Origin of the sequence: Proteus sp. NMG38-2 (genome assembly GCF_020640995.1) — a bacterium.
In the GTDB taxonomy this organism is placed as follows: domain Bacteria; phylum Pseudomonadota; class Gammaproteobacteria; order Enterobacterales; family Enterobacteriaceae; genus Proteus.
In genome coordinates this window covers 3128592-3144144 of record NZ_CP085481.1, presented here as the reverse complement: position 1 = coordinate 3144144, position 15553 = coordinate 3128592, and the positions used below count along the sequence as shown (strand labels likewise).

Genomic DNA, 15553 nt, shown 5'->3' with positions numbered 1-15553 from the left:
TTTCTCTCATTTTTCTAAGTTAATAGATTAAATTTTGACATACCCATAAGTGATATTGCTTAACTTTAATAAATAACAGATTTTACTTTAGAGAAAGTGAGAAGAAAATAAATAACTATCTGCCTGATATTGAATTATTTTTTTAAGCCTTTTTATTTTTATTTATATAAAAGCATCCTCAAATGATTATGTTGGCTAAAGGTAAATGAACTGCTATAAATTAGTTTTTTATCATTAAAATTATTATTTACTCATTATGATTTCTTTATCTGGTTTTCTTCCTTGTTATCGTTATAAATAATTACTTTTCGTAATTAAAAATATAAAATGAAAAATAATCGCTATTAATCATAGTGTTAATATTCCTTATTTCTTTTTTGTCAATAATTTCAACATTTCGGTGTACTCATCAAATTACTGTAAATATAAATAAAGCTTCCTACATCTGGCTTGACAACGTTTTCATACCATCCGTAAACTCTATTTGTGGGGATTTGTGGGATAATGTGGTGTAAATTACAAAGCTGAGGGTAATGAGGATGTTTCGTGGAGCAACACTCGTTAATCTTGACAGCAAAGGGCGAATAACAGTTCCTTCCCGTTATCGAACAACGCTGAGTGAGATTTCTGAAGGTCAAATGGTTTGTACCATTGATCTCAATCAGCCGTGTTTATTGCTTTATACACTTCCTGAATGGGAAAAGATTGAGTTAAAATTGGCGGCTTTGTCTTCCATGAACCCGGCTGAACGTCGAGTTCAACGTCTGTTATTAGGACATGCCAGCGAATGCCAAATGGATAGTGCAGGACGTCTTTTGCTAGCTAGCACGCTAAGACAGCATGCGGGGCTAACCAAAGAGGTCATGTTAGTCGGTCAATTCAATAAATTTGAATTGTGGGATGAACAGGTCTGGTATAGCCAGATTGAAAAAGACATTGTTGCCGAGCAAACCTCTCAGGAACCGTTATCGACACGACTATTGGATTTATCACTTTAAATAATGACAACAAATAATTTTAGCCATACCAGTGTACTACTGGATGAAGCAGTGAATGGCCTGAACATTAAGTCTTCAGGTATCTATATCGACGGAACATTTGGTCGCGGAGGCCACTCCCGTTTAATTTTATCGCAATTAGGTGAGCAAGGTCGCTTGATAGCGATAGACCGAGATCCACAAGCTATTGCAGTTGCCAATGAAATAGATGATGCACGATTTTCTATTGTTCATGGGCCTTTTTCAAATATTGAACAGTATGTCAAAGAGTTAGGTTTAGCTGGGAAGATTGATGGCGTTTTGCTGGATTTAGGCGTTTCTTCTCCTCAGCTTGATGATCCTGAACGTGGTTTTTCTTTTATGCGAGACGGGCCACTTGATATGCGTATGGACCCCACTTCAGGGCAATCTGCTGCGCAATGGCTAATGACAGCTGCAGAAGATGACATTACTTGGGTACTGAAAACATTTGGTGAAGAACGTTTCGCTAAGCGCATTGCACGCGCCATTGTTGCTCGTAATAAAACAGAAGAGCCGTTGACACGAACTAAGCAGTTAGCTGATTTAATTAGTGAAGCAAGCCCAGTAAAAGAACGCCATAAGCATCCAGCAACACGAAGCTTTCAAGCAATTCGAATCTATATCAACAGCGAATTAGATGAAATTGAAAAAGCATTAAAAGGTGCAGTCTCAGTTTTAGCGCCAGAAGGGCGTTTATCTGTGATTAGCTTCCATTCATTAGAAGACCGATTAGTAAAACGCTTTATTCGTGATGAGAGCAAAGGGCCAGTTGTCCCAGCGGGTATTCCACTCACAGAAGCGCAGATAAAAGAGTTAGGAAGTGCTCGCTTATCCAGTATTCACAAGATGAAACCGACAGGTATAGAGGTGGAAGAGAACCCACGGGCACGAAGCTCTGTATTACGTGTAGCACAACGTATTGAGGAATAAATGTCTACAGAACGACACACACTACCAGGAGTTATAGGGCAGGATTTACTGCGTCATGGCAAGTTACCTGTATGTTTACTGATAGCCGTGATTATTTCTGCGGTGTATGTCGTGACGACAGCGCACAAGACACGTTTATTGACAGCAGAAAAAGAGCGTTTAGTGCTGGAAAAAAATGTATTGGATATCGAATGGCGCAACCTCATTCTTGAAGAAAATGCACTGGCCGATCATAGCCGAGTAGAGCGTTTTTCAAGTGATAGTTTGGGGATGGTTCATGTTGATCCAACAAAAGAGAACATCGTGGTTACTAAATAATTAAGGCAAGTATGAAATTTTCACGTTCGGCAAAAGCGAAAGCAAAGACAAAGTCAAATGCCAAACTACGCAAGCCTGAAGAAAAAACAGGATTTGTGAGTTGGCGTTTTGCGTTGCTTTGCACAGGCATTGGTATCGCTTTAGCCGCGCTATTAATCCGTGTTGCCTATTTACAAATTATTAATCCAGATCCCCTAATTCGTGAAGGGGATATGCGTTCTTTACGTGTACAAAAAGTCCCAACAGCAAGAGGGATGATCAGCGATAGAATGGGAAGACCTCTTGCAGTCAGTGTGCCTGTGTATGCTATTTGGGCAGATCCTAAAGTTGTATTGGATGCCAATCCAGATATGACAGATTCTCGTTGGTTAGCGCTTGCTGACGCACTAAAGATCTCCGTCAGTCAAATCGAACAGAAAATTGCTGCCGCACCTTCCGCACGTTTTATCTATCTTGCTCGCCAAGTTAATCCCGAAATTAGTGATTACATTAGTAAATTGAAAATTACTGGGATTAACATGCGCCAAGAATCCAAACGTTATTATCCATCGGGTGAAGTAACTGCTCATATTATTGGTGTAACGAATATTGATGGTGATGGCATTGAAGGTGTTGAAAAAAGTTTTAACCAATGGCTAACAGGTGCTCCTGGTGAACGTGTCGTTCGTAAGGATGGTTTCAATCGAGTCATTGAAAATATTGCTCAAACAGATAGTCAAGCTGCTCATAACTTGATGTTAAGTATTGATGAACGCCTACAATCCGTGGTTTATCGTGAATTAACCAATGCTGTTATCAAGAATAAAGCAGAATCTGGAACTGCTGTTTTAGTAGACGTCAATACAGGCGAAGTGTTAGCAATGGCGAATAGCCCATCTTATAACCCGAATAATTTAGCGGGAACGCCTAAAGATGCGATGCGTAATCGTGCTATCACCGATATTTTTGAACCAGGTTCTACAGTAAAACCGATGGTTGTGATGAGTGCTCTGCACAATCATATTGTTAAAGAAAATAGTGTTATTAATACAATTCCTTATCGTCTTAACGGACATCAAATAAAAGATGTGGCGTTATATCATGAGTTATCGATAACAGGAATATTACAGAAATCGAGTAACGTTGGTGTTTCACGACTAGCGTTAGCGATGCCTGCATCTGAACTTGTGGATGTTTATTCACGTTTTGGATTCGGGAAGCCAACTAACTTGGGGCTAGTTGGTGAAAGTAGTGGCATATTTCCAATAAAAAAACAACGGTGGTCCGATCTTGAAAGGGCCACCTTCTCATTCGGATATGGGCTAATGGTAACACCGTTACAATTAGCGCGTGTCTATGCAACGATTGGTAGTTTTGGTATTTACCGTCCACTCTCAATTACAAAAGTTGATCCTCCTGTACCAGGAACGCGCGTATTTCCTGAGCCAGTAATGAAAACGGTCGTGCATATGATGGAAAGTGTTGCATTGCCCGGTGGCGGCGGTGTAAGTGCGGCTATTAAAGGGTATCGCATTGCGATTAAAACAGGTACGGCGAAAAAAGTAGGACCAGACGGAAAATATATCAATCAATATATCTCTTATGCGGCGGGCGTTGCGCCTGCGAGTCGTCCACGTTTTGCGTTGGTTGTGATAATCGACGAACCTAAAGCGGGTAAATATTACGGGGGCGCAGTATCTGCACCGGTGTTTGGCACAATCATGGGCGCGGTTTTACGAACAATGAACGTAGAACCAGATGCATTGATGCCAGACGATAAAAATGAATTTGTAATTAAAAAAGAAGAGGATACAAGTGGCCGATCCTAACTTAAGTGACCTATTAGGGGCACTAGGGATACAAGCACCGTCATTGATGCTCAAAGACATGACACTCGACAGCCGAAAAGCGGCAAGCGGTGATCTTTTTATCGCCATTAAGGGTCATGAAACTGATGGTAGACGCTATATTCCTCAAGCAATTGCTCAAGGTGTTTCTGCGGTATTAGCGGAAGCACAAGATGTTGCAACGCATGGTGAAATTCGTGAAAGCCACGGCATACCTGTTATTTATATTGATAATCTCAATGCGGAATTATCAAAATTAGCTGGATATTTTTATCATCAACCAGCTGAAAAACTGAAATTAATTGGTGTTACTGGAACTAACGGAAAAACAACAACAACACAATTGTTAGCGCAGTGGGCACAAGGATTAGGCGAAACCAGTGCTGTGATGGGAACAGTAGGTAACGGGCTATTAGGTCACGTTGTTCCAGCCATGAACACCACAGGCTCTGCGGTTGATATTCAATTAGAGTTACAACAACTATTAAATCAAGGCGCGACATTTACAGCGATGGAAGTCTCTTCTCATGGCTTAGTGCAAGGTCGCGTTAGCGCTTTACCTTTTGTGACCAGTGTGTTTACTAATTTAAGTCGTGATCATCTTGATTATCATGGTGATATGGCAAATTACGAAGAGGCCAAATGGTTATTGTTCTCCACACATCATAGTGGTGAGAAAATCATTAATGCGGATGATACTGTTGGTCAAAAATGGTTATTACGTTTGCCTGACGCTGTTGCAGTGACAATGGATAATAAATTGCCTGTAAATTGGCAAGGTCGCTTCGTTAAAACAACAAACATTAATTACCACGATGAAGGTGCAACTATTCGCTTTAGCTCAAGCTGGGGTGAAGGGGAAATTGAAAGCCCATTAATGGGGGCATTTAACGTCAGTAATCTATTATGTGCTTTAGCGACATTGTTAGCACTGGAATATCCATTAGATGCTGTGATTAAAGCATCGTCTGCACTTACTCCTGTTTGTGGTCGAATGGAAGTGTTTAGTGCAGATAATCGTCCTACCGTTATTGTCGATTATGCTCATACTCCTGATGCACTAGAAAAAGCACTCCAAGCCACTCGTTTACACTGCACTGGTAAATTGTGGTGTGTGTTTGGTTGTGGTGGTGATAGAGATAAAGGTAAGCGCCCACTAATGGGTGCAGTTGCAGAAGAATTAGCAGATAAAGTTGTTATCACTGATGATAATCCACGTAGTGAAGAGCCAAAAGCCATTATTCAAGATATTCTTTCTGGTTTAATGGAACCTGGCCGTGCAATTGCTATTGAAGGCAGAGCAGAAGCAGTGACTAACGTGATTATGCAAGCCGATGCTAATGATATGATTTTAGTCGCAGGCAAAGGGCATGAAGATTACCAGTTAGTCGGTTCACGCCGCCTTGATTATTCGGATAGATTAACCGTTGCACGGTTATTAGGGGTGATAGCATGATCCCTTTATCACTAGAAATCATTGCACAAGTTACAGATGGTCAGTTGAGCCATATTGCTCAAAGCCAAGCTAATCAGTTAACGATTAAATCAATTTCAACAGATAGCCGCAATATTGATGAATATTGCCTCTTTATTGCATTAGCAGGTGAGCGTTTTGATGCGCATGACTTTATCGCTGATGTCAAAGAAAAGGGCGCCGTTGCCGTATTGGTTAACCGTGAAATTGATATTGATTGTCCGCAAATCATTGTGAAAGATACTCGTTTGGCAATGGGGGCGATTGCTACTCATATCCGTTCACTGAGCAATGCTAAAATTGTGGCATTGACAGGCTCTTCAGGAAAAACATCTGTCAAAGAAATGACGGCTTCGATTTTGCGTCATTGTGGTGAAACTTTATATACTTACGGTAATTTAAATAATGATATTGGTGTGCCACTAACACTGTTTCGTTTAACACCAGAGCATCGTTTTGCCGTTATCGAGCTAGGTGCAAATCATATTGGTGAAATTGCCTATACCGTGGATATGGTTAAACCTGATAGCGCTTTGGTAAATAATCTCTTTTCTGCTCATATTGAAGGTTTCGGCTCACTTGAAGGCATTGCCCAAGCAAAAGGCGAAATCTTTACACATCTAAAAGAGCAAGGTACTGCCATTATTAATCTTGATAGTAATGACTTACCTCTATGGGAACGCCACTTTAATGCGCGTCAAACGCAATGGTCTTTCTCTTTATCAGCTCACAGTAATGCTGATTTTTATCCGACGGATATCGCTATTAAGCAATTCACCACTAACTTCACCTTACATACACCAGAAGGTTGTGTTGAAGTCACTCTTCCATTGCCGGGACGTCATAATATTGCCAATGCTTTAGCTGCTAGTGCGTTGGCACTTTCAGCAGGCGCAACGCTTGATGCGGTTCGCCTTGGGTTATCAACATTAAAAGCGGTACCTGGGCGATTGTACCCTGTGGAGTTAACCACCGGGAAAATGGTGTTAGATGATACTTATAATGCGAATGATGGTTCGATGATTGCGGGCTTACAAGTGCTCTCTCAATTGCCGGGATATAAGATTTTTGTTGCGGGAGATATGGCTGAGTTAGGTAAAGACTCAGAGAAATGTCACCGTGATGTGGGACGTTTTGCACACAATGCAGGGATTGATAGTGTATTTACCGTAGGGGATCACAGCCACTTTATTAGTGATGAAAACCAAGGTGGTCAGCATTTTACATTTAAAGCCGACTTACTCGCTCAATTAATTCCATTATTACAGCAGCATGATGTTGTTTCAGTTTTAGTAAAAGGTTCACGAAGCTCCGCAATGGAAGATATCGTGAACGCATTAAAGGAGTGCTTTGAATGTTAGTTTGGCTAGCCGAATATTTGGTTAAATACCATACATTTTTTAATGTGTTTTCTTATCTGACATTCAGGGCGATTGTTGGTTTATTGACGGCATTAATTATTGCTTTGTGGATGGGGCCTCACCTCATTGCTTGGTTACAAAAAATGCAAATTGGACAAGTGGTTCGTAGTGAAGGGCCAGAGTCTCACTTTAGCAAACGTGGCACACCAACAATGGGCGGGATTATGATCCTGTTCTCTATCTCCATTTCCACATTACTATGGGCAAGACTAGACAACCCTTATGTTTGGTGTGTGTTATTGGTTTTAATTGGTTATGGCGTTATCGGCTTTGTTGATGATTATCGCAAAGTCGTTCGTAAAGATACCAAAGGCTTGATTGCACGTTGGAAATATTTCTGGCAATCCGTGTTGGCGTTAGTCGTTGCATTTAGTATGTATGCTATTGGTAAAGATACTCCTGCAACACAGCTAGTCGTCCCATTCTTTAAAGATGTTATGCCTCAATTAGGCATGCTTTATATTTTACTGGCTTATTTCGTCATTGTGGGAACAAGTAACGCCGTTAACTTAACGGATGGTTTAGATGGTTTAGCCATTATGCCAACTGTTTTTGTCGCCGCTGGTTTTGCATTAGTCGCATGGGCGACAGGTAACGTTAATTTTGCAAGTTACTTGAAGATCCCCTATTTAATGCATGCGGGCGAATTAGTGATTGTATGTACCGCTATCGTCGGTGCGGGTTTAGGTTTTCTTTGGTTTAACACTTACCCAGCGCAAGTCTTTATGGGAGATGTTGGTTCTCTCGCATTGGGTGGTGCGTTAGGTACGATTGCTGTGTTATTACGCCAAGAATTCTTATTAGTGATTATGGGGGGTGTGTTTGTTGTTGAAACACTCTCCGTTATTTTACAAGTCGGTTCATTTAAATTACGTGGTCAGCGTATTTTCCGTATGGCTCCAATTCATCACCACTATGAATTAAAAGGCTGGCCTGAACCTCGTGTTATTGTCCGCTTCTGGATTATTTCACTGATGTTAGTGCTTATTGGTCTGGCGACGTTAAAGGTACGTTAAGATGGCAAATTATCAGGGAAAAAAAGTCGTTGTTGTTGGGCTTGGAATAACAGGTCTTTCCTGCGTTGACTTTTTTATCCGTCAAGGTGTTACACCTAAAGTGATTGACACGCGCCAAAAACCAGGAGGCTTAGATAAGCTTCCTGTTGACGTTGAATATCATACAGGCAGCTTTCACCAAGCATGGCTTAACGATGCTGATTTAATTGTCTCAAGTCCTGGTATTGCCCTTTCGACTCCTGAGCTTGTTGAAGCTGCAAGTCATGGTGTCGAAATTGTGGGGGATATTGAACTGTTTTGTCGCGAAGCAAAAGCACCTATTGTGGCTATTACAGGCTCTAATGGTAAAAGCACAGTTACAATGCTTGTGGGTGAAATGGCAAAAGCGGATGGTATTCGAGTTGGTGTTGGGGGGAATATTGGTGTTCCTGCACTGACCTTGCTAACTGAGCCTCATGATCTTTATGTATTAGAGCTATCAAGTTTCCAACTAGAAACCACGTATAGCTTAAAAGCAGCTGCGGCGACAGTCTTAAATATTAGCGAAGATCATATGAATCGCTATCCATTAGGATTGGAACAGTACCGTGAAGCGAAATTACGTATCTATGATAATGCTAATACCTGCGTTTATAACCAAGATGACACACTCACATTACCTTTAATGGGTAAAGATGGCCGTTGTGTCAGTTTTGGAGTAGGACAAGGTGATTATCAGCTTGATAACACAAATCGCGTCTTAAAAGTAAATGGTGAAAAAGTTCTTTCAACGTCCGAAATGTATCTTTCAGGACAGCATAACTATACCAATGCATTAGCGGCACTAGCACTTGCAGATGCAGTGGAGATTTCTCGTCAAGCAGCAACTGAAGTACTGAAAACGTATCACGGTCTTGCTCATCGTTTTCAATTAGTTTATTCACATCAAAATGTACGCTGGATAAATGATTCGAAAGCGACCAATGTGGGAAGTACAGAAGCGGCATTACGAGGACTCGACGTCGAAGGTACATTGCACCTTTTATTAGGTGGTGATGGAAAATCAGCCGATTTTACAGCTTTATTGCCTTATATCAGTGGTGACAATATTCGCCTCTATTGCTTTGGACAAGACGGGCAAGCTCTAGCTAGTTTACGACCAGATGTCTCTTTATTAACAGTGACAATGGAAGAGGCAATGCGTGCATTAGCCCCTACTGTTAAACCAGGGGATATGGTGTTGCTTTCACCAGCTTGCGCAAGTTTAGATCAGTTTAAATGTTTTGAGCAACGTGGTGATGAATTTGCGCGCTTGGCAAGGGAGCTTGGCTGATGAGCATATTCGCAATGCGAAGACTAAAACAGTGGTTAGTGGGCAGTTATCAAACTGAGAATACGGCGTTTGTGCCGTATGATCGCACTTTGCTCTGGTTTACTTTCGGATTAGCGGTTATCGGTTTTGTCATGGTGACATCAGCTTCAATGCCTGTTGGTCAACGACTTGCAGAAGATCCTTTCCTATTTGCAAAGCGTGATGGAATTTACCTTATAGTGGCGTTTTGTATTGCGTTAGTCACTATGCGTATTCCTATGGCAATTTGGCAACGTTATAGCAGTCTAATGCTGTTTGGTTCAATACTACTTTTATTAGTGGTATTGGGCGTCGGAAGTTCGGTTAATGGTGCTTCACGTTGGATTGCTGTGGGGCCATTAAACTTTCAACCTGCTGAATTATCAAAATTGGCTTTATTTTGTTACTTATCTAGCTACTTAGTTCGAAAAGTTGAAGAGGTCAGAAACAACTTTTGGGGTTTCTGTAAGCCGATGGGCGTTATGTTAGTACTGGCTGTTTTACTGTTATTGCAGCCAGACTTAGGTACCGTGGTTGTGTTGTTTGTTACCACATTGGCACTTTTATTTTTAGCGGGTGCTAAGATCTGGCAATTCTTAGCGATTATCGGTTCAGGTATTGCCGCTGTGGTTATGCTTATCATTGTTGAACCTTATCGTGTTCGCCGGATCACTTCTTTCTTAGAGCCTTGGGAGGATCCATTTGGTAGTGGTTACCAATTAACGCAATCTTTGATGGCATTTGGCCGAGGCGATTTGCTTGGACAAGGTTTAGGAAACTCAGTACAAAAACTGGAATATTTGCCAGAAGCACATACCGACTTTATTTTCTCCATTTTGGCAGAAGAACTTGGTTATATCGGTGTGGTTTTAGTGCTTTTAATGGTATTCTTCATCGCTTTTCGCGCGATGCAAATTGGGCGACGTGCATTGATACTCGATCAGCGCTTTTCAGGCTTTTTAGCGTGTTCAATTGGGATCTGGTTTACATTCCAATCCTTGGTCAATGTAGGCGCAGCAGCAGGCATGTTGCCAACGAAGGGATTAACTCTTCCTCTTATTAGTTACGGTGGTTCAAGTTTGATTATTATGTCAACAGCCATCGTGATGTTGTTACGAATAGATTATGAAACACGTCTAGCACAAGCTCAGGCGTTTGTAAGGAGCCCGAAATGAGCGAGCGTAGACGCCGTTTAATGGTAATGGCTGGTGGTACGGGGGGACACGTATTCCCCGGGCTAGCTGTTGCTCATTATCTACAATCCCAAGGTTGGGAAATCCGATGGTTAGGAACGGCGGATAGAATGGAAGCTGATTTAGTACCCAAACACGGTATTGATATTGAATTTATTCGTATTTCTGGCTTACGTGGTAAAGGTATTAAAGCATTAATAGCAGCGCCAATTCGTATAATTAAAGCCATTTTTCAGGCGCGCGCCATTATGAAACGTTATCAACCCGATGCTGTACTTGGTATGGGGGGATATGTTTCAGGCCCCGGTGGTGTTGCGGCTTGGATGTGTGGCATCCCCGTTATTTTGCATGAACAAAATGGGATTGCTGGATTAACCAATCGTTGGCTATCCAAGATTGCTAAACGTGTATTACAGGCTTTTCCGGGCGCATTTCCTAAAGCGCCAGTTGTTGGGAATCCTGTACGTGAAGATGTATTAGCGCTTGAAGCGCCATCGGTACGATTAAAAGAGAGAACTGGTCCGATTCGAGTGTTGATTATTGGTGGTAGCCAAGGCGCTCGAATTTTAAATCATACCTTGCCGGTGGTCGCTGGTTTGCTTGGTGAACATGTTACAATCTGGCATCAAGCAGGAAAAGGTGGCGAAAGTGATACAAAAACACGCTATCAGAATGAATTAGCGAAAAATTCAGTTAAATCTGAATACAAAGTTACTGAATTTATTGATGATATAGCGCAAGCTTACCAATGGGCTGATGTTGTCGTATGTCGTTCCGGCGCATTAACAGTCAGTGAAATTGCCGCTGCGGGATTACCCGCTATTTTTGTTCCCTTCCAGCACAAAGATAGACAGCAATATTGGAATGCCCTGCCATTAGAAAAAGCGGGGGCAGCGCGAATTATCGAGCAAAATGATTTAACTCCAGAAGTCATTGCACAAACCCTGAAGCAGTGGGATAGAGAAACATTGTTAGCGATGGCAGAAAAAGCAAAAAGTGTTGCGATTACGGATGCCACAGAGCGTGTAGCAAATGTGATAATCGAAGTGGCAAAGAAATAAACGTAACTTGTAACCATTAACTTAGAGTGAAGAAGTAAATAGTGAATACACAACAACTGGCAAAATTAAGATCGTTTGTGCCTGAAATGAGAAAAGTTAAGCATATTCACTTTATTGGCATCGGTGGTGCCGGTATGGGTGGGATTGCCGAAGTGCTAGCGAATGAAGGCTATGAAATCAGTGGTTCTGATTTAGCGCCAAATGCCGTTACACAACAGCTCGTTGCTTTGGGCGCAACTGTTTATTTTAATCACCGCCCTGAAAATATTCGTGGCGCTAGTGTTGTTGTGGTCTCGACTGCAATCAGTGCTGAGAATCCTGAAATTATTGCCGCGAGAGAGGCACGTATTCCAGTTATTCGTCGTGCTGAGATGTTGGCTGAATTAATGCGTTATCGTCATGGTGTGGCGATTGCAGGAACTCATGGTAAAACCACCACGACAGCAATGATTTCAAATATTTATGCACAAGCAGGATTAGATCCTACTTTTGTAAATGGCGGATTAGTTAAATCAGCGGGTACGCATGCTCGTTTAGGATGTAGCCGTTATTTAATCGCTGAAGCTGACGAAAGTGATGCATCGTTTTTACATTTACAACCTATGGTGGCTGTGGTTACGAATATCGAAGCAGACCATATGGATACATATCACGGTAATTTTGACAATTTAAAAGAGACGTTTATTACCTTTTTGCACAATTTACCGTTCTATGGTCGTGCAGTGATGTGTCTTGATGATGATGTTATCCGTTCTATCATCCCTAAAGTGGGTCGTTATATTACGACTTACGGGTTTAGTGAGGATGCAGATGTTCGTATTACGCATTATGAACAAAAAGGTGCTCAAGGTTTCTTCACTATTTCTCGTGAAGATATGCCTGATTTACAAGTTGTATTAAATGCACCTGGTCGTCATAACGCATTAAATGCAACTGCGGCTGTGGCGGTTGCTACTGAAGAAGGTATTGCTGACGAACATATTTTAGCTGCATTACTTAACTTCCAAGGTACGGGACGCCGTTTCGACTTCTTAGGTAATTACGGTCTTGAACATGTTAACGGTCAAGAAGGTGAGGTGATGTTAGTTGATGATTATGGCCATCACCCAACAGAAGTTGACGCAACGATTAAAGCAGCGAGAGCCGGTTGGCCAGATAAACGTCTTGTAATGATTTTCCAACCGCATCGTTATACACGTACACGTGATTTGTATGAGGACTTTGCTACTGTTCTCAACCAAGTTGATATTTTATTATTAACAGACGTTTATTCTGCCGGAGAAACTCCGATTGCAGGCGCAGACAGTCGCTCACTTTGTCGAACAATTCGTCAGCGTGGCAAGCTAGATCCTATCTGGGTATCTGATGTCGATAATATTTCATCAATATTAGCGGGTGTATTAACAGATAATGATCTTGTTTTAGTTCAAGGTGCTGGAAATATTGGTAAAATAGCGCGTCGCTTAGCAGATACAAAATTACAGCCATCTTTAAGCGAGGATTAAGACGGATGTTTGAGCAAGTGAACATCATTTATGGTGAAATGGGTAATCAACTCGCTGTAATGATGAGGTGTTATGAGAAAAATAGCACTGTATTGGCGAAAAAAATGAACAAGAATTCGCTTGCTCAAAACCGTGTTGAGAGAAAATTTCAGTTAAAAAGCAAGAAAAACGCAGAAAAATTCGCAATTTCTTCTTTTAAAGTAAATAATTCTCAACAGATTGAACAATTTAGTGATTTAATTATCAAACCTAAAGGTGTTCATAAAGTATATATATGTAGGAAAAGTATTAATCGAAGGAACATCGGACAAAAGGATGGGCGATTCTCTGGTTTAAACGTTGCTCAGGAGTTAGTGGGTTAATATGTCACAAGCAGCGCTAAATATAAAAGAACACAAAGAGAAACAGCATTCTGACAGACCGAGTAATGGTACTTATTTATCAGGATTAATCTTTTTCTTATGTGTGATTGCCACTATCGTTTGGGGTGGAATACAAGTAGTTAACTGGATGAAAGATGCAAATCGTCTTCCTATCTCAAAACTTGTATTAACCGGTGAGAGGCATTACACAACGAATGATGATGTGCGTCAGGCGATTTTATCTTTAGGACAGCCAGGCACATTTATGACACAGGATGTGAATATCATTCAGCAACAAATTGAACGTATGCCATGGATTAGGCAAGTCACTGTGCGTAAACAGTGGCCTGATGAGCTTAAGATCCATCTGGTAGAGTATGTTCCCTTTACCCGCTGGAATGATACTTACTTTCTTGATAAAGAAGGGCGCGTTTTCAGTCTGCCAACGCAATTGGAAACCAAAGGTAATTACCCTTTGTTATATGGCCCTCAAGGAAGTGAAAAAATGGTGTTATCAGGTTATGTAGCAATGAGAGATCAACTTCTTGCAAGTAACCTGAATTTAAAAGCAGCGTCAATGTCTGCACGTCAAGGATGGCAATTAGTTTTAGACAATGATGTCCGATTGGAGTTAGGTCGTAAGGATAACGAAAAACGGATCGCTCGCTTTATTGAGTTGTATCCGATACTGCAACAACAAACAGATAAACGAGTTGATTATGTTGATCTGCGTTATGACAGTGGTGGTGCAGTCGGATGGGCTCCTTTATTACTTGAGAATGAATAAACAAGACGTGGCAGATGACACGATGAAGGCGAAGGCAGAACAATAATGATCAAAGCGACGGACAGAAAATTAGTAGTTGGTCTTGAGATTGGTACGGCCAAAGTAGCCACCCTTGTCGGTGAGATCCTGCCTGATGGTGTTGTGAATATTATTGGGGTGGGAAGTTGTCCATCTCGAGGCATGGATAAAGGTGGCGTTAACGATCTTGAATCCGTCGTAAAATGTGTGCAACGGGCGGTAGATCAGGCTGAATTGATGGCTGACTGTCAAATATCTTCAGTATATTTGGCGTTATCAGGCAAGCATATCAGCTGCCAAAATGAGATTGGTATGGTGCCAATTTCAGAAGAAGAAGTGACTCAAGATGACGTTGATAGCGTGGTTCACACTGCGAAATCCGTCAAAGTAAAAGATGAACATCGTGTTTTACACGTTATACCGCAAGAGTATGCCATTGATTATCAAGAAGGGATCAAAAACCCTGTTGGATTGTCGGGTGTACGTATGCAAGCTAAGGTTCATCTAATTACCTGCCATAACGATATGGCAAAGAATATTGTAAAAGCAGTTGAACGCTGTGGGTTAAAAGTGGATCAACTGATTTTTGCGGGACTAGCTTCAAGTTTCGCTGTATTGACAGAAGATGAACGTGAACTTGGTGTGTGTGTTGTTGATATTGGTGGCGGTACGATGGACATCGCCATTTATACTGGTGGAGCATTAAGACACACTCGCGTTATTCCTTATGCTGGCAATGTAGTAACAAGTGATATCGCTTATGCGTTTGGTACACCCCCAAATGACGCTGAAGCTATCAAAGTTCGCCATGGTTGTGCATTAGGCTCTTTAGTTGGTAAAGATGAAAATGTCGAAGTTCCTAGTGTCGGAGGCAGGCCACCAAGAAGTCTGCAACGACAAACTCTTGCTGAGGTGATTGAGCCTCGTTATACCGAATTGCTCAATCTTGTTAATGAAGAGATTTTAAAAGTTCAAGAACAATTACGTCAGCAAGGGATTAAGCATCATTTAGCCGCAGGTATTGTGCTAACAGGTGGTGCTGCACAGATTGATGGACTTGTTGAATGTGCTCAACGTGTTTTTCACACGCAAGTACGGATCGGTAAACCGTTAAATATTACCGGGCTAACAGATTATGCGCAGGATCCCTACTACTCAACAGCGGTTGGGCTCTTGCATTACGGTAAAGAATCCCACTTTGGTGAGGAAACAGAAACCGAAAAACGCTCTGCTGTCAGTGGTTTGTTTAAGAAACTCACCGGCTGGCTGAAAAGAGAGTTTTAATAATCAGAC

The 15553-nt window shown here is 41.5% G+C and carries 14 protein-coding genes; all 14 read left to right on the top strand.

What is annotated here, in order from left to right:
• Nucleotides 1–539 precede the first annotated feature (539 nt).
• The 14 genes from mraZ to ftsA are packed head-to-tail and all read left to right on the top strand — an operon-like array spanning nt 540 to nt 15544.
• Nucleotides 540–998 carry a division/cell wall cluster transcriptional repressor MraZ gene (gene mraZ / locus LG402_RS14965; protein ID WP_072069274.1) on the top strand — a complete coding sequence of 153 codons (459 nt, stop codon included), beginning with the start codon at nt 540–542 and terminating at the stop codon, nt 996–998.
• 3 nt (nt 999–1001) lie between these two features.
• Nucleotides 1002–1949 carry a 16S rRNA (cytosine(1402)-N(4))-methyltransferase RsmH gene (gene rsmH / locus LG402_RS14960; RefSeq protein WP_109407471.1) on the top strand — a complete coding sequence of 316 codons (948 nt, stop codon included), beginning with the start codon at nt 1002–1004 and terminating at the stop codon, nt 1947–1949.
• Nucleotides 1950–2267: a cell division protein FtsL gene (gene ftsL / locus LG402_RS22250; RefSeq protein WP_082151795.1), complete on the top strand. Its 318-nt coding sequence runs from the start codon at nt 1950–1952 to the stop codon at nt 2265–2267.
• An 11-nt stretch (nt 2268–2278) separates the two neighbouring features.
• Complete coding sequence (ftsI, locus tag LG402_RS14955; RefSeq protein WP_166540890.1) at nt 2279–4075, top strand: peptidoglycan glycosyltransferase FtsI; 1797 nt, start codon at nt 2279–2281, stop codon at nt 4073–4075.
• Nucleotides 4062–5549 carry a UDP-N-acetylmuramoyl-L-alanyl-D-glutamate--2,6-diaminopimelate ligase gene (gene murE / locus LG402_RS14950; protein ID WP_227335843.1) on the top strand — a complete coding sequence of 496 codons (1488 nt, stop codon included), beginning with the start codon at nt 4062–4064 and terminating at the stop codon, nt 5547–5549. The genes ftsI and murE overlap by 14 nt, the downstream gene beginning before the upstream one ends.
• Nucleotides 5546–6928 carry a UDP-N-acetylmuramoyl-tripeptide--D-alanyl-D-alanine ligase gene (gene murF / locus LG402_RS14945; protein ID WP_166540888.1) on the top strand — a complete coding sequence of 461 codons (1383 nt, stop codon included), beginning with the start codon at nt 5546–5548 and terminating at the stop codon, nt 6926–6928. Before murE ends, murF begins: the two co-directional genes overlap by 4 nt.
• The gene (gene mraY, locus LG402_RS14940; RefSeq protein WP_023581493.1) at nt 6922–8004 is read left to right on the top strand and encodes a phospho-N-acetylmuramoyl-pentapeptide-transferase; all 1083 of its coding nucleotides are present in this window, start codon (nt 6922–6924) and stop codon (nt 8002–8004) included. Before murF ends, mraY begins: the two co-directional genes overlap by 7 nt.
• 1 nt (nt 8005) lies before the next feature.
• Complete coding sequence (gene murD, locus LG402_RS14935; protein ID WP_166540887.1) at nt 8006–9316, top strand: UDP-N-acetylmuramoyl-L-alanine--D-glutamate ligase; 1311 nt, start codon at nt 8006–8008, stop codon at nt 9314–9316.
• The gene (ftsW, locus tag LG402_RS14930) at nt 9316–10509 is read left to right on the top strand and encodes a cell division protein FtsW (RefSeq protein ID WP_109407466.1); all 1194 of its coding nucleotides are present in this window, start codon (nt 9316–9318) and stop codon (nt 10507–10509) included. The genes murD and ftsW overlap by 1 nt, the downstream gene beginning before the upstream one ends.
• Nucleotides 10506–11588, top strand: a complete 1083-nt coding sequence (gene murG, locus LG402_RS14925; RefSeq protein WP_166540886.1) for an undecaprenyldiphospho-muramoylpentapeptide beta-N-acetylglucosaminyltransferase — start codon at nt 10506–10508, stop codon at nt 11586–11588. Before ftsW ends, murG begins: the two co-directional genes overlap by 4 nt.
• A 41-nt stretch (nt 11589–11629) precedes the next feature.
• Nucleotides 11630–13093 carry a UDP-N-acetylmuramate--L-alanine ligase gene (murC, locus tag LG402_RS14920; protein ID WP_072069267.1) on the top strand — a complete coding sequence of 488 codons (1464 nt, stop codon included), beginning with the start codon at nt 11630–11632 and terminating at the stop codon, nt 13091–13093.
• A 5-nt stretch (nt 13094–13098) separates the two neighbouring features.
• Complete coding sequence (locus LG402_RS14915) at nt 13099–13455, top strand: hypothetical protein (protein ID WP_166540885.1); 357 nt, start codon at nt 13099–13101, stop codon at nt 13453–13455.
• Between the two features lies 1 nt (nt 13456).
• Complete coding sequence (gene ftsQ, locus LG402_RS14910; RefSeq protein ID WP_036934971.1) at nt 13457–14242, top strand: cell division protein FtsQ; 786 nt, start codon at nt 13457–13459, stop codon at nt 14240–14242.
• Nucleotides 14243–14287: 45 nt separating this feature from the next.
• The gene (gene ftsA / locus LG402_RS14905) at nt 14288–15544 is read left to right on the top strand and encodes a cell division protein FtsA (RefSeq protein ID WP_006533748.1); all 1257 of its coding nucleotides are present in this window, start codon (nt 14288–14290) and stop codon (nt 15542–15544) included.
• The last annotated feature ends 9 nt before the right edge of the window (nt 15545–15553 follow it).

What these genes read in the sequence shown, in the direction of transcription:
- murF (WP_166540888.1), top strand. Translation starts at nt 5,546, where the DNA reads ATGATCCCTTTATCACTAGAAATCATTGCACAAGTTACAGATGGTCAG.
- ftsQ (WP_036934971.1), top strand. Translation starts at nt 13,457, where the DNA reads ATGTCACAAGCAGCGCTAAATATAAAAGAACACAAAGAGAAACAGCAT.
- murD (WP_166540887.1), top strand. Translation starts at nt 8,006, where the DNA reads ATGGCAAATTATCAGGGAAAAAAAGTCGTTGTTGTTGGGCTTGGAATA.
- LG402_RS14915 (WP_166540885.1), top strand. Translation starts at nt 13,099, where the DNA reads ATGTTTGAGCAAGTGAACATCATTTATGGTGAAATGGGTAATCAACTC.
- ftsA (WP_006533748.1), top strand. Translation starts at nt 14,288, where the DNA reads ATGATCAAAGCGACGGACAGAAAATTAGTAGTTGGTCTTGAGATTGGT.
- murG (WP_166540886.1), top strand. Translation starts at nt 10,506, where the DNA reads ATGAGCGAGCGTAGACGCCGTTTAATGGTAATGGCTGGTGGTACGGGG.
- mraZ (WP_072069274.1), top strand. Translation starts at nt 540, where the DNA reads ATGTTTCGTGGAGCAACACTCGTTAATCTTGACAGCAAAGGGCGAATA.
- ftsW (WP_109407466.1), top strand. Translation starts at nt 9,316, where the DNA reads ATGAGCATATTCGCAATGCGAAGACTAAAACAGTGGTTAGTGGGCAGT.
- rsmH (WP_109407471.1), top strand. Translation starts at nt 1,002, where the DNA reads ATGACAACAAATAATTTTAGCCATACCAGTGTACTACTGGATGAAGCA.
- mraY (WP_023581493.1), top strand. Translation starts at nt 6,922, where the DNA reads ATGTTAGTTTGGCTAGCCGAATATTTGGTTAAATACCATACATTTTTT.
- ftsI (WP_166540890.1), top strand. Translation starts at nt 2,279, where the DNA reads ATGAAATTTTCACGTTCGGCAAAAGCGAAAGCAAAGACAAAGTCAAAT.
- ftsL (WP_082151795.1), top strand. Translation starts at nt 1,950, where the DNA reads ATGTCTACAGAACGACACACACTACCAGGAGTTATAGGGCAGGATTTA.